The organism is Ruminococcus sp. YRD2003, assembly GCA_900109435.1.
Classification (GTDB): Bacteria; Bacillota; Clostridia; order Oscillospirales; family Ruminococcaceae; genus Ruminococcus; species Ruminococcus flavefaciens_G.
Genome location: FNZT01000008.1, coordinates 31009 through 44054, shown reverse-complemented (window position 1 = coordinate 44054; position 13046 = coordinate 31009). Strand labels below are relative to the sequence as shown.

Annotated in this window: 12 protein-coding genes; 10 read left to right on the top strand and 2 right to left on the bottom strand. The window is 51.0% G+C overall.

The window, feature by feature from the left end:
• The first annotated feature begins 173 nt into the window (after positions 1–173).
• From BMX22_RS07425 to BMX22_RS07390, 8 genes are all read left to right on the top strand, one after another.
• Positions 174–695: an ECF transporter S component gene (locus tag BMX22_RS07425; protein WP_074741846.1), complete on the top strand. Its 522-nt coding sequence runs from the start codon at positions 174–176 to the stop codon at positions 693–695.
• Between the two features lie 10 nt (positions 696–705).
• Entirely contained in the window at positions 706–1458 is a 753-nt protein-coding gene (locus tag BMX22_RS07420) for a tRNA threonylcarbamoyladenosine dehydratase (RefSeq protein WP_074741845.1), read from the top strand.
• Positions 1459–1862: 404 nt separating this feature from the next.
• Positions 1863–2792 (top strand): cysteine synthase A, encoded by a 930-nt coding sequence (gene cysK, locus BMX22_RS07415; protein WP_074741844.1) that lies wholly within the window; start codon positions 1863–1865, stop codon positions 2790–2792.
• A gap of 308 nt (positions 2793–3100) precedes the next feature.
• Positions 3101–3472: a GntR family transcriptional regulator gene (locus tag BMX22_RS07410; protein ID WP_074741843.1), complete on the top strand. Its 372-nt coding sequence runs from the start codon at positions 3101–3103 to the stop codon at positions 3470–3472.
• Position 3473: 1 nt separating this feature from the next.
• Positions 3474–4358 carry an ABC transporter ATP-binding protein gene (locus BMX22_RS07405; RefSeq protein WP_074741842.1) on the top strand — a complete coding sequence of 295 codons (885 nt, stop codon included), beginning with the start codon at positions 3474–3476 and terminating at the stop codon, positions 4356–4358.
• Entirely contained in the window at positions 4327–5079 is a 753-nt protein-coding gene (locus BMX22_RS07400; protein WP_074741841.1) for an ABC-2 transporter permease, read from the top strand. Before BMX22_RS07405 ends, BMX22_RS07400 begins: the two co-directional genes overlap by 32 nt.
• Before the next feature lie 11 nt (positions 5080–5090).
• Complete coding sequence (locus tag BMX22_RS07395) at positions 5091–5840, top strand: ABC-2 transporter permease (protein WP_074741840.1); 750 nt, start codon at positions 5091–5093, stop codon at positions 5838–5840.
• Between the two features lie 13 nt (positions 5841–5853).
• Complete coding sequence (locus tag BMX22_RS07390; RefSeq protein ID WP_074741839.1) at positions 5854–7776, top strand: serine hydrolase domain-containing protein; 1923 nt, start codon at positions 5854–5856, stop codon at positions 7774–7776.
• 209 nt (positions 7777–7985) lie between these two features.
• Here the strand turns inward: BMX22_RS07390 and BMX22_RS07385 are convergent, their stop codons facing one another.
• Positions 7986–10631, bottom strand: coding sequence for a glycoside hydrolase family 9 protein (locus BMX22_RS07385; protein WP_177172986.1), 2646 nt, complete (start codon positions 10629–10631; stop codon positions 7986–7988).
• A 126-nt stretch (positions 10632–10757) separates the two neighbouring features.
• Positions 10758–11672 (bottom strand): leucine-rich repeat domain-containing protein, encoded by a 915-nt coding sequence (locus BMX22_RS07380; protein ID WP_074741838.1) that lies wholly within the window; start codon positions 11670–11672, stop codon positions 10758–10760.
• Positions 11673–11945: 273 nt separating this feature from the next.
• Here BMX22_RS07380 and BMX22_RS07375 point away from each other — a divergent pair, with 273 nt between their 5' ends.
• Positions 11946–12176, top strand: coding sequence for a hypothetical protein (locus BMX22_RS07375; RefSeq protein WP_074741837.1), 231 nt, complete (start codon positions 11946–11948; stop codon positions 12174–12176).
• A gap of 158 nt (positions 12177–12334) precedes the next feature.
• Positions 12335–12982, top strand: a complete 648-nt coding sequence (locus BMX22_RS07370; RefSeq protein ID WP_074741836.1) for a stage II sporulation protein R — start codon at positions 12335–12337, stop codon at positions 12980–12982.
• Positions 12983–13046: the final 64 nt, after the last annotated feature.

The following is a 13046-nucleotide window of genomic DNA, read 5'->3' as shown; positions in this document are numbered from 1 at the left end:
CAAAGGGCAACCCTACACGATGTATCCGTCACATATCCGTATTTGCGGGCGCACGTTATAAAATAAACATATTGCAGGGGGCGGGACGTTTTTTTCGCCCCTATTGCATTTTCCTGCAAAGGGTGGTATAATAGATGAGCTGAAAGGCTTACATCACTAAAGAGGTGTTTCTGATGAACAATAACAGGGATAAGCTCAGGGCGCTGACACTCGCCGCTCTTTTCACGGCGATGACGGCTGTTGCAACGCTTCTGATACAGATACCCACTCCGACAAAGGGCTATGTGAATCTCGGAGACAGCATCGTCAATATAGCTGCATGGGTGCTCGGACCCGTATACGGAGCCGCAGCAGCGGGCATAGGCTCGGCACTTGTCGACATCATAAGCGGCTACGTTGTATACGCTCCCGCAACACTCGTTATCAAGGCAGCAATGGCAGCAGTGTCATTCTTCATACTCAGGGCAGCGGGCAGGAGCAAGGGCTCGCTTCTTCCGAGGATCGCAGCGGCAGCCTCCGCCGAGGCAGTAATGGTCATAGGCTATGCGCTGTTTGAGGCGGTGCTCTATCACTCATTCACAACCGCCTTTCTCGGAGTTCCCGCAAATGCAGTGCAGGGTGCTCTCGGAGCGGCAGTATCCGTAGCGGTATACGAGCTTGTTATAAAGCGCGTGCCGAGATTTGACAAGAAGTAAGGAAAGCATTATGCGTGAGGAATTTATTCGCACAGAAATGATATTCGGTGAAACGGCTATGAAGAAGCTTGCGGCTTCGAGAGTAGCCGTTTTCGGCGTCGGGGGAGTGGGCGGACACGTAGTTGAAGCCCTTGCACGCTCGGGGATAGGAGCTCTCGACCTCATCGACAGCGACAGGGTCGCACCGAGCAATATAAACCGCCAGATAATCGCCGTACACAGCACTATCGGTCAGCTGAAGGTAGAGGCAGCGAAAGAGCGTGTGAACGATATTTCCCCTGACTGCGAGGTGCGGATCTTCCCCGCATTCTTTATGCCCGAGACTGCCGATATGTTCGATTTCACGCAGTATGACTATGTTGTGGACGCTATCGACACGGTAACGGGCAAGATAGAGCTGATCATGCGCGCAAAGGCGGCGGGAGTCCCCGTTATCAGCAGTATGGGTGCGGGAAACAAGGTCGACCCGACAGCTTTTGAGGTCGCGGATATATATAAGACGTCGGTCTGTCCGCTCGCGAGAGTGATGCGTCGGGAGATGAAAAAGCGCGGTGTTAAGGCATTAAAGGTGGTGTATTCAAAGGAGGAGGCGCTCACTCCGATAGCAGGACTCTGTGAGGACAGCGGCTCGCGAAGGAGCACTCCTGCCTCGAACGCGTTTGTCCCGTCAGTCGCAGGACTTATCATCGCAGGCGAGGTAATAAAAGACCTTACAGGCTTTAATGCTTCAGCGAGAAGAAGTTTGGCCAAGACAGATAAATGATTTAATCAGCAAGTTGTCTATGTACTCTTTTGCGGCACTTGTTCCACGTGGAACATCTGTTCTGTGAAGGCTTTTTTTGGCGGATTTTTAAGAAAAAACAGCATTTTAAGCCTGAAAACAACTATAAAGTTAATATAAATAACTAAAGCAACAGCCTTATTTTTCTCTCGGAAAAATTTTAGCTATTGCTTTTATTTATAACCTGTGTTATAATTAATTTGTCTGCGATAACCGCCGTCAGGCGGTTATCGCCATGAACCAAGTTCGTGGTGGTGCAGGATCTCCATATGATCGGGACTTTGCGTCACATTTCGCGATCGGCTTTAAAAAGCTGAATATTGCCGATTTTTAGCCGCTGAGCAGACATTGCTCAGAACTCATAACGCATTAAGGAGAAACATCAAATGGTATATAACAACATAATTGAGGCAATGGGACACACACCTATGATAAGGCTCAGCCGCATGAACAAGCCTGACAGCGCCGAAGTTCTCGTCAAGTTCGAGGGACTGAACGTCGGCGGCTCTATAAAGACCCGTACAGCCTACAACATGATACTTCATGCTGAGCAGGAGGGCAAGATAACCAAGGATACGATAATCGTCGAGCCTACAAGCGGAAATCAGGGCATCGGTCTCGCTCTTGTAGGAGCAGTTCGCGGCTATAAAACGGTGATAATCATGCCCGACTCCGTCAGCGAGGAGCGCCGCAAACTCGTCCGCCATTACGGTGCCGAGGTCATACTCATACACGATGACGGCGATATCGGCAAGTGTATTCAGGAGTGCCTTGATACCGCGCTCAGAATGGCTGAGGAGAACAAGAACGTTTTCGTCCCTCAGCAGTTTGCAAATGTGAACAATATCTACGCCCATAAGTACCACACCGCACTGGAGATACTGGAGCAGACTGCGGGCAGGATAGACGGATTCTGTTCGGGAATAGGCACGGGCGGTACTATCACAGGCATCGGCGAGACGCTGAAATCGCAGTATCCCGATATGCTGATATGGGCTGTCGAGCCCGAGAATGCGGCGATCCTTGCAGGCGGAAACATCGGTACACACCTGCAAATGGGCATCGGCGACGGAATAATCCCCGATATCCTGAACCAGAACATCTACGACGATATCTATATCGTCACCGATGAGGAGGCTATCAGGACCGCGAAAGACCTCGCCTCCAAGGAGGGCATAATGTGTGGTATTTCGAGCGGAACTAATGTTGCTGCTGCACTGAAAATGGCGGAGAAACTCGGCAAGGGCAAGACGGTCGTCACTATCCTCCCCGACACTGCGGAACGCTACTTCTCGACCCCTTTATTCGACGAATAAATAGGCTCCCTTTTAAGGACTGTATTCATACAGAAGCAATACGGATATTAATTGAGGGAAACCCTTTTGAAAAAGGGTTCCCCCGATATATGTCCCGCAATGCTTCCGTATAAGTACAGCCCTTAAGTGTGTGCCTATTTTGCAAAAACAGTGCCACTCTCCGCTGTCGGGGAATGGCACTGTTTTTTAGTTAAATTACTCTCTTTGCATATAATTCCGCTTTTTATGACAGCTCCCCCTTGACAAAATCTGCTCGTTCTGTTATACTGTATATAACATCATATGTGCAGTATAACAGAGGAACGATTATGGTAATTGTAATAAAAAATAAATCAGAGCTGCCTATCTACGAGCAGATCAAGCAGCAGATGAAGACTCAGATACTCGACGGGACACTCGCAGAGGACGAGCAGCTTCCGTCAATACGGCAGCTCGCTCGCGATCTGAAAATAAGCGTTATCACGACTACGAGGGTTTATAATGACCTCCTTGACGAGGGCTTTATAACGTCTATCACGGGCAAGGGCTACTATGTTGCTTCACGGAACAACGAGCTGCTGAAGGAGCGTATGCTCTTCGAGATGGAAGACGGTTTGCAGAAGGCGGTCGAAAACGGACGCAATGCAGGACTAAGCGACGATGAGATCGCTGCTGCACTGAGAAAATTTATGGAGGACTGATATGGAAAACATTCTCGAAATAAACGGACTATGCAAATCTTACAGAGACTTTTCGCTCAAGAATGTCACGTTCGCACTTCCGAAAGGCTATATTATGGGATTTGTCGGGCAGAATGGCTCGGGCAAGACAACAACTATCCGCTCGATAATGAATATGACTAAGTTTGACAGCGGAAGCATCAGTGTGTTCGGTCTGGACAGCGTCAAGGATACGATAGAGATAAAACAGCGTCTCGGCGTGGTTTTCGACAGTATGTACCTCGCCGAGCACCTCACCGCAAGGCAGATAGAACAGCAGATCCGTCCTTTTTATACGAAGTGGGACAGTGATGATTTTTTCGCATACCTGAAACGTTTCAGTCTTCCTGATGACCGCTGTGTCGGCGATTTCTCCAAGGGTATGAAGATGAAGCTGATGGTGACTATCGCCCTCGCTCATAAGCCCGAGCTTCTCATACTCGATGAACCTACGAGCGGTCTTGACCCCGTAGCCCGCGATGAACTGCTCGACATACTCTCTGACTATATTCTCGACGAGAACCGCGGGATACTCTTCTCTACACATATAACCGCTGATGTGGAGAGGATCGCGGATTATGTCACTATCCTCAACAATGGCAGTGTGTGGTTCACAGGCAGCAAGGACGACCTTGCGGAGAGCTACGCTGTGGTCAAGGGTGCGGAGAGCGCTGTTCCTGACGGGCTGAAAGGACGTATGATAGGCTTTCACAGCTATCGCAACGGCTTTGAAGCTATGATTCGGACTGAGGATATGAGGGGGCTGCCCGACGCTTTGATTTGCGAAAAGGCAAGCATTGACGAGATACTGGTTTATATTGCCAAGGAGGCTAAGAATGCGGGACATACTGAATGTGATACGCTTTGACTTTCTTACGATGCGCCCTGTGTCTATGGGGGAATTTATCTTCGTCATACTGTTCTGTATGGTGCTGAGCATGATGCTGTCTCCGCTGATCGCTGTAATGGTCACCTTCTGTGTTTTCGGCTTTGTACATCCCTTGCAGGATATTGCGGACAGGAACGGATTTGACAGGCTCTACGGTACTCTTCCCGTCGACAGGAGAAACGTCACAAGGGCAAGGTTCATATACATATTTGCTGCATTTCTGTTCTGTGAGATAACAGAACTCATAATTGCAGCTTTTTCAACGGTGCTTGACCTTAACGCGCTGATTTTCAGTGTTGATCGCAGTGCCGAACGCAGCAGGGAAATGCTGAACTATATGCACTATATATATGACACTCCTGCTGTGGTGTACCTTGCTGTATTTGCTGTGGCTGCGCTTTGCTGCATAGCTGAGGCTTATATGGAATTGATGAGCCTGATATACGGAAGGGAAAATCTCTTCCGTTCCGTTATCATCGGTGTTGCTGCTGTGTCGGCTGTGATCGGCGGAGCGTATCTTCTCTCGGCGCACACCTCGCTGATACCTCAGTTTAATCTGTCGCATATCGCAGAGAACTGCGCAGCTGTTTCCGTCGGCGGAGCTGTTGGTTTCGGCGCTGCCGCAAATGCAGCAATGCTTGCGGTCTGTCTTGCATTCGGCGAGATAACGGCACGCATAGTGTCCGAGCGTGAGATTTAGGAGGCGCAAAAATGAAAAACGAATCAAAAAGACTGTTCTCACTTATACGCGCTGACATTATCATGATGAACGGCGGCAAAAACAGTCTGAAGCTGATTGTGCTTATAATGTGCCTCACATTCGGTGCATTGACCTGTATTGCGCCGTTTATGGCGATACTCGTACCGCCCCTCATGAGCTTTTTCTTTGTGCCTATGCTGTTCGGGAACGAGATGAAATACCACAGCGAGAAAATGAACTCTGTCCTTCCCGTATGCAGAAAGGATGTTGTGGATTCGCGGTTTTTGCTGACAATTTCGCTGTATACGGGGATTAGTCTGCTGTTCTATGTAATTATGGTCCTTGCAGTCGTAAATCAGCAGCATCAGGGCATCATACTCTTCCTTTCCTCATTCAATGCACCCTATGCCGCTGCATTTGCAGCAGGAGCTGTGGTCATCTCAGGCAAGCTGCGCAGGTACTTCTCGGGCGGCGGAAAAATGTCGATAACATCAAAAACAGGCGGTATCCGCAAGGCGGGAATGAAAGAATATATACGGGCGCTGGTCATTTCGGGAGTGCTCATTTTTCTCTTCCTGCTTGTTTTCGCAGACCTGCTCCCGTCTGTCCCTGCACTTGGATTCATCGTTGACCTTGTGCGGGTGCTTGGGAGTGCTGCCGACGGGATAATGCTGATGGCTGCTGTCCTGACCTTAGCCGCGCTGACTGTGGCGTACAGATATGTATGCAGCGTTTGCGAATACGAAGACAAGGAGCTGTGAGGAGATGCTTTATATGAAAAAATTACTCATAATTACGGCTTCACTTCTCTGCTCCGCAGCTATATCGGCGGATCCGTCTTTTCTCGCTGCAAGCGCCGACGAGATCATTTTTCCTTCGGGTGTTAGTCAGAGCGATTTCGAGCATTTGCTCGATTTTCAGGAAAACGATATAGATATGGCTGAAAAGAAATGGGGAGCTACCGCAATTGGCGCATTCAATGCCGACGAGGTACTCTGCACGGGATATTATGCCTGTACCGATGTCGGACTGAATGCCCGTACCGATGAAAGCTCGGTGTTTGAATGGGGCGAGGTCTCACAGACGCTGATATGGGTCAGCGCTATGCAGCTGCGGGAACAGGGTAAGCTCGACCTTGACCGTGACATAAGAGACTACCTGCCTGACGGTTTTTTTAAGCATCTTACTTATGATGAACCTGTCACTATGACCGAGCTTATGAACGGCACAGCAGGCTGGCAGGAAAGCTCGTCTCGGATATGGAAAAAGGACGAAGCTTCCGTATTGTCCCTCGCGGATGAGCTTCGTGCAGCCGAGCCTGTACAGGTCTATCGTCCCGGTGAGGTGCCTGTCGATTCGCTTTACAGCGCGGCTGTTGCAGGATATGTCATTGAGTGCGCCGCCGGTCAGGACTACTGCGATTATGTTCACGAGCATATCCTTGAGCCTCTCGGAATGGAGCATACTTCCGTAGGTGCGACTCACAGCGATAATCCGTGGGTGTATGAACAGCGCAGAAAAATGAAAACATATGAAAACGGCGCAGCTCTGACCGACAAAGGAACCTGTCTGAACTATCTTGCCCTCTATCCGTCAGGCTCCGCTGTAAGCACACTTTCCGACCTGATGACTTTTTCTCAGGCTCTGCTGGATAAGGATTCTCCGCTGTTTCAGAGCGCTGATACGCAAGCTGAGTTGTTCGGTGCTACTTCATACTATGGCGAGTCTGATATACCGCTGTGCGCTCACGGTTTGCAGTGTCAGGAATTCGCCGTCCGCACATACGGTCACGAGGGAGCAACAGCGGCAAGCCGTGTGAAAATGCTGCTTGACCCCGAGTCTGAACTCGGACTTGTGGTGATGATAAATCAGTCTGACGACGACAATCACTACTTTCTTGACTTCCCCGAATGGTTCTTCGGTACGCTCTCTTCACAAAAATATGCGGACAGTACATCGAAAGAAACAAGGCTGAGCAGGTATTATCTGCCCGCAGAGCTTCCGCGCAGGGGGATATTCAAATCCATCGCGTTCTTTAATGCTGTCAGAGTCGAGAATGTTCAGAGCATCGGCAGCGGTGCGTATCAGATAACATATGATGCCGTGGATGAATACGGTCTTTCCGATGTGAATAAAGAAAGCAAGAAAAGGCTCGTGGATTCTGTGGATTTCAATGCTGTGGATGAGGGGGCTCTGCTTATGGGGATAAAGGACTATAATGACGGCACATCGGTCCTCTCTTATGCTCAGCTCGTTAATATGCCTTCACACAGCGGTGTTCTTGAGCCGCACTACATTGCCGAGCTTTGCCTGTTGGTGGTGTATCTGCTGCTCGGTGTTGCTGCCGTTTACATGATGCTCATACGCCGCAAGCTGAAAAAACACAATGCCTACAGACCTTGCAGAGGCTCTGCGGTAATGATTGCAGGACAGACTGCGTGGCTTGTTTCTGTGCTGGTAATGATAACTGCATACGTCGTTTTTGTGAGCAGTTCGAGCGGTGTGAACAGGGCAGTTTCCGCAGCTATCGGAATATCACAGATGATATGTATGGCTGTGTGCGGAGCGGCTTCATTTGCGGCTGTTCTCGGACTTCTCACAGAGAAGCACGGAATCTGCCGATATGTCATAAGTGTTTTATGTAATTCTGCGGTCATTTCTGCAATCGTCTGCTTTGAAATGTACAAATTCAGTTGAGTGCTTCGGGGAATTTTCAGGAGCATTATCTGCAAACTGTTCGTTTTACGAGGGGATTCTGACGTGCAGGCATATATCGGAAAACGCCGAAATATGTGATAAACTGTTATACTGCTCCTTGTCGGATAAAAGGAAAAGGGAACGCTGCCATACAGGCAGTGTTCCCTTTCTTTATTTGTCTTCGTCACTGTATTCGCTGAGTCCGTTCATCAGTCCTTTACAGGGAGAGAGGTGATCGTCTTAGCGTCGTACTTCTGTATCGCGAGCGCATCGGCTGCCGTGATACCGTCGCCGTTTCCTGCGACGTCGGCATTCTTTGCTCCCTGCGGTTTCAGCGCGTACTTGTCCTTGTTTGCGATCGCCTGAAGGATAGCTACTGCGTCAGCGACCGTTACCTTTGCATCAAGGTTGGCGTCGCCTGGAAGCAATTTGCCGTCTGTTGTTGTGCTCTTGCCCGATGCTGTCGTGGTTGTAGCCTTTGATGTCGTGGTCGTCTTCGCTGAGGAGCTGTTTGAAGTAGTTGCCGTCTCCTTGGGGGCAGGCTCTGAGCCGTCGGGCTCGATTCCGCCTACGAGCACGCCGTCAGCGTAGATGCAGATGTGGTCGTAGCGCTCCTCGGGCGGGTCGTCAACCGCGAAGAAGTCGGTGTCCTTGCCCATTTTCAGTCCGTCGTAGCTCCAGTCGTTCTTGGGGTCGAACTGGTAGAAGATGTATTTGTTGGTCGCGGAGTCGGTATAGCCCTTTCCGAAGAAGCCTACGCTGAACTGGTATTTCTTGCCCGAATTGGCGATAACGTAGTCCTCCCAGCTTATCTCGGCGTAGTAGGTGTCAGCGACCTTGTCGTACTTGTGGGGACCCGAGATCACGCCGTCAGCTCCGACTGCGCCGTCCTCTGTGCTGGACTGGTCGTAGAGCTCCTTTACGTCGTAGATGTCAGGCTTGTTGTTTTCGGATACGTTGAAATAATATCTTACGGAGAGGTTCTTGGAGGGGCTTGATTCGCCCGAGAGTACCTTGAATGAAACATTCGTAGAGCCTGTGCCGTCGTCGTTGAGTACGTCGTATGCGATCGCCTCTGCCCAGTAGCCGCTTCCGCCAGAGCCCTCGGAACCGCCGCCGTATACTCTCTTCTCGTCCGTGGGCGGGAAGTTGGGTGTTACAGCCATGTCCTCGGTGCCGTACAAGGCGTACAGACCTGCTGCTGCTGCGGGGAGGCAGGCATTATAGTCGATGGTAACCTCGTTTTCCGTCCAGTCCTTTGTAGCATCGTCGTGGCTGTCATCGGAATCGGGTCCGCCTGCGAGTGCGCCCCAGAGAATGTGTCTCTGCTCGCGGGGGTCCTCAGCCATGAGGAGTCCTGAAGCTGCACGGTGGTGGGGATTCTTTACGGATGTATCATTGTAGCCTACGATGAACGATCTTGGACCGTGGGTACCGTTTTTGCCTGCGAGGACCGAGAATTTTGCCTCTTCCTTGTATCTGATATCGTTGTCGCCGAGGATATAATCCATCTGCTTCTTTGACCATTCGCTCCATTCGCTCGCCTTGCCGTTGTTCTTGTACTTGTCGTACATGAGACATATAAGCTGCATTGCGGTATTGTAGCGGCAGCTTCCCCATGTATCGAGCCATGCGAAGCCCTGCTTTGTCTCATCCTGCTTCCATGTTTTCAGACACTTGCCTACGCAGTCATCGTCCCAGAAATCGTCGAATACATACTGATTCTTGCCCTGAGCGTCTCTGATCTTCTGAACAAGGTCAAGCTCGGGGTGCTCCTGATTTACGACTGCCCACATTACGCCTGCGCCTGCCCACATATCGTTCCAGCAGTAGCACCAGCCCGAGGGAGCGTAGTAATCGAATATCTTTACCGCATAGTCGAAGCATGACTCGTCGCCTGTGGCTTTGTACATCCATGCAGCAGCCCAGCAATAGTCGTCCTCCCATTTCGAGGAGCCGTAGAAGCGTCCAGGACCGTCGGCGTTATCGGACAGCTCTTTCTCATTATCGTTTGCAAACTTCCAGAGCGCCTTTGCGTATTTGAGCGACTGCTCGGCGTATTCCTCGTCGGTGTCCTTGAAGTTGAGGTAGTTGATAGCGAGTGATGCACACGCGGATACGACATAGTCTGTCTGCGGCTTGTCAGCCGTGAGGAAGAATGCGGGACGCGGCATGGTGTCGACCTCGGGGTTGTTCCAGATAGCGTGGTCGATATCGCCGTCGCCGACCTGATAGCAGTGCGCGATGACCGTACCGTTCTCGTCGAGGAAGGTACACCTCATCAGGTAGTCGTTGAAGTGGCGGAGAATGGTCTCCATGTGTTCGTCCTGCTCAAGCTTCTTGAATACATCGCGGTACTCATAGTAGCCCCAGCCGAGAGTTGCTGCCGAGTAGTTCTCGGGCATACCGAACTCAACGTGGTCACCTGCATCGTGGAAGCCGCCAGAAACGTCGATAGTACCGTCGCCGTCGGGGTCGAGCACGTCCTTGTACTTTTCCATGAACTCTGCCGAAAGGTTTGTACCGCCCTTGCTCTGCTTGTTGGTCTCCTTGTCCCACTCTATCATGGGTACGTGAGCGTCGTAGGTGTGGCAGCTTCCGCGCCATGAGAGCTTGTTCTCGTTTTCCTTGAATACACCGCACATATTCGCGTCATAGAAATACAGCGAATACTGGAGCGCACGTGCGTAGTCGATATCGAGACCCGAGTCTGTGACGACTTCGCTGATGGGAGCACAGAACTGCTGCTCCTCTGCTGCCTCGTCAGCCGCGTCCGTGAGGAACGGAGCGGGAGCGGAGACTGCCGTCATGACAGCACAGGTTACGGCTGCCATGGCTTTTTTGAATTTTTTCATGTTTTCTATCCCTCCAAAAAATTTGTGCATAAATTAAGTGAAAAATTAAGTTGGAAATCAACTATTTGTAATTACTACCATGATACCATATTTTTTGGAGGAAATCAAGTTATTTTTTGCTCATTTTCAACGATTTTTATTAATTTTAGCTTTTGAACTTATACTGTTTTTTCGTTTTACAAAAATAAAGGCGGCTATGAGCAGCGCCGCTCCCGCTATGATGAGCACCGAGGGGATGTTTATGGGGCGGCGTTCGCCTGTGATACGCTGTATCGCGAAGGCGTGTACGGTGTCGGAGGCGTCGGTGAATGTGATGTGGTTCTCCCTGGCGTAGTCGCGGACGGGAGAGCCGCCGTCGCCGAGAAGGACGAAGTCACGGGCTGTCTCAGCGCCGTTGTCGGTCGGGACATATCCGAAAGCACATAGCCCTATATCGCTGACCGAGGGCGGTACATAGACTCCCTTCAGCGAGCTGCACATATAGAATGAGCAGTCTCCGACGCCTTTCAGTGAGCTGCTCAGGGAGACGTTTTTCAGTGAGGTGCAGCTTGAAAAGCAGAATGCGCCTATGCGGGTCACGCCTGCGGGGACGGTGAAGTCGCCGAGCGAGGTGCAGCTTCGGAAGCAGGACTCGGGCAGCGAGGTCAGCGTGTCGGGCAGGGAGGCGGAGCTCAGCTCCGTGCAGCCGCAGAAGCAGCCCATGCCTATGTCGGTGACCGACTCGGGGACGTTTATCTCCTCGAGTGCCGAGCACGCGTAGAAGCAGTGGTGACCTATCTTTATGAGAGTGTCGGGGAGGTCGATGTGCCTGAGAGTTGAGCACTCGTAGAAGGCGTTGTCGCGCAGTTCTACGACCTGACAGCCCTCTATGGTCTCGGGGATGTCTATGTAGACGGGCTCGCCCTTGTAGCCTGTTATCGTGGCTTCGTTGTTGATTATTGTGTACTCGTACTGCGGCTCTTCGGCACTTTCCGCGGGCAGGGGGAGCAGCAGAGAGACTGCCGAAAAGACGGTTACGAGGGTGGAAACGAACTTTTTCATTTCATCAGCTCCTTTTTGTATGATTTTATACCTTTTGGGGCAGCGGGTAAAGCAAAAGTTATCTGCAAGTTTCGACAGCTTTAGCACGGTTTCGCCGTGTTTTGCGGAGAAAGTCGGGAATGTTCCCGAAAATGCTGTCGGAGCATGACGTTCCGCGGCGTTTGAGATGAGGCGGAATTTGTAGATATTGCACAGTTTGCGGAAAAATGAAAGTATTGAAACTGTCACGGCGGTGTGGTATCATATGGCTGACTTCGGAAAGGAGGTCGTTTTATGAAATATACTAAAAAGTGTCCGAAATGCGGAAGCACGGATATTCTCTATGCTAAGGGCTACACGGGCAGTTACGGCTCGGGAAACAATATAATGTACGGTGCAACGATATTCTCTGCGGTGGATGTCGACCGATATATCTGCGGGAACTGCGGCTATGTCGAGCATTTTGTACGAACAGGAGATATAGAAAGACTCAGAAAGAGCAAAAAGATAAAGCAGGTGGAATAGCTATTAGCCGTTAGCCGTTAGCTAAAGGTATCGCCTGCGGCGATAATTTTTATAATAAGTCCGCGTCAGCGGACACCACGAGCTAAAGGCTCAAACTTTTCAGCTCCAATTGAATAAATCGTCCCGCACTGCCAATATTTACCTGCGAGGTGATATTGATGAGAAGAAAATATGAACTCATTGCTGCGGCGGGACTTGTCCTCGCGATACTTATATCGAACACGGTCGGCTTCGTGCGGGACGGTCTCGCTCTCGACAGACTGCGCGGGAGCGTGCTGAGGCTGCATATCCTTGCCGAGTCCGACAGCGAACGCGACCAGACGCTGAAACTCTATGTGCGGGATGCCCTCCTTGAAAGCGGTATCCTCGGCGAGGCGGACTCGCTTGCGGAGGCTGAGGCGATAGCTGCGGACAGGCTGCCCGATATCGAGCGCATTGCCGAGACAGTTCTCCGCGCGAACGGCTGTGAACTGCCCGTGGAGGCGGAGCTCGCGGACACGGAGTTCGATGTACGTACCTACGGAGACATAACCATGCCTGCGGGGACTTACCGCGCTCTGAGAGTGAAGATAGGCTCCGCTCGGGGGCACAACTGGTGGTGCGTGATGTACCCGTCGCTGTGCGTGCCTGCGGCTTGTGACGTCACGGACAACAAGCAGGAGGAGCTCGGACGCTTTGACGGCGAGGAGCTCGATATCCTCTATGAACCTCAGAAATATGAGGTCAGATTTGCTATATGGGATAAAATCAAGGAGATAGGGAAGGCTGTTGTTGTGCATTGTGATGAAAATGACGGGGACGCTTGACAAGTGTGTGGGAAGAGGGTATAATATTTAGGTGAACAAAGCAGAACTACCCGTTCTCACCGTC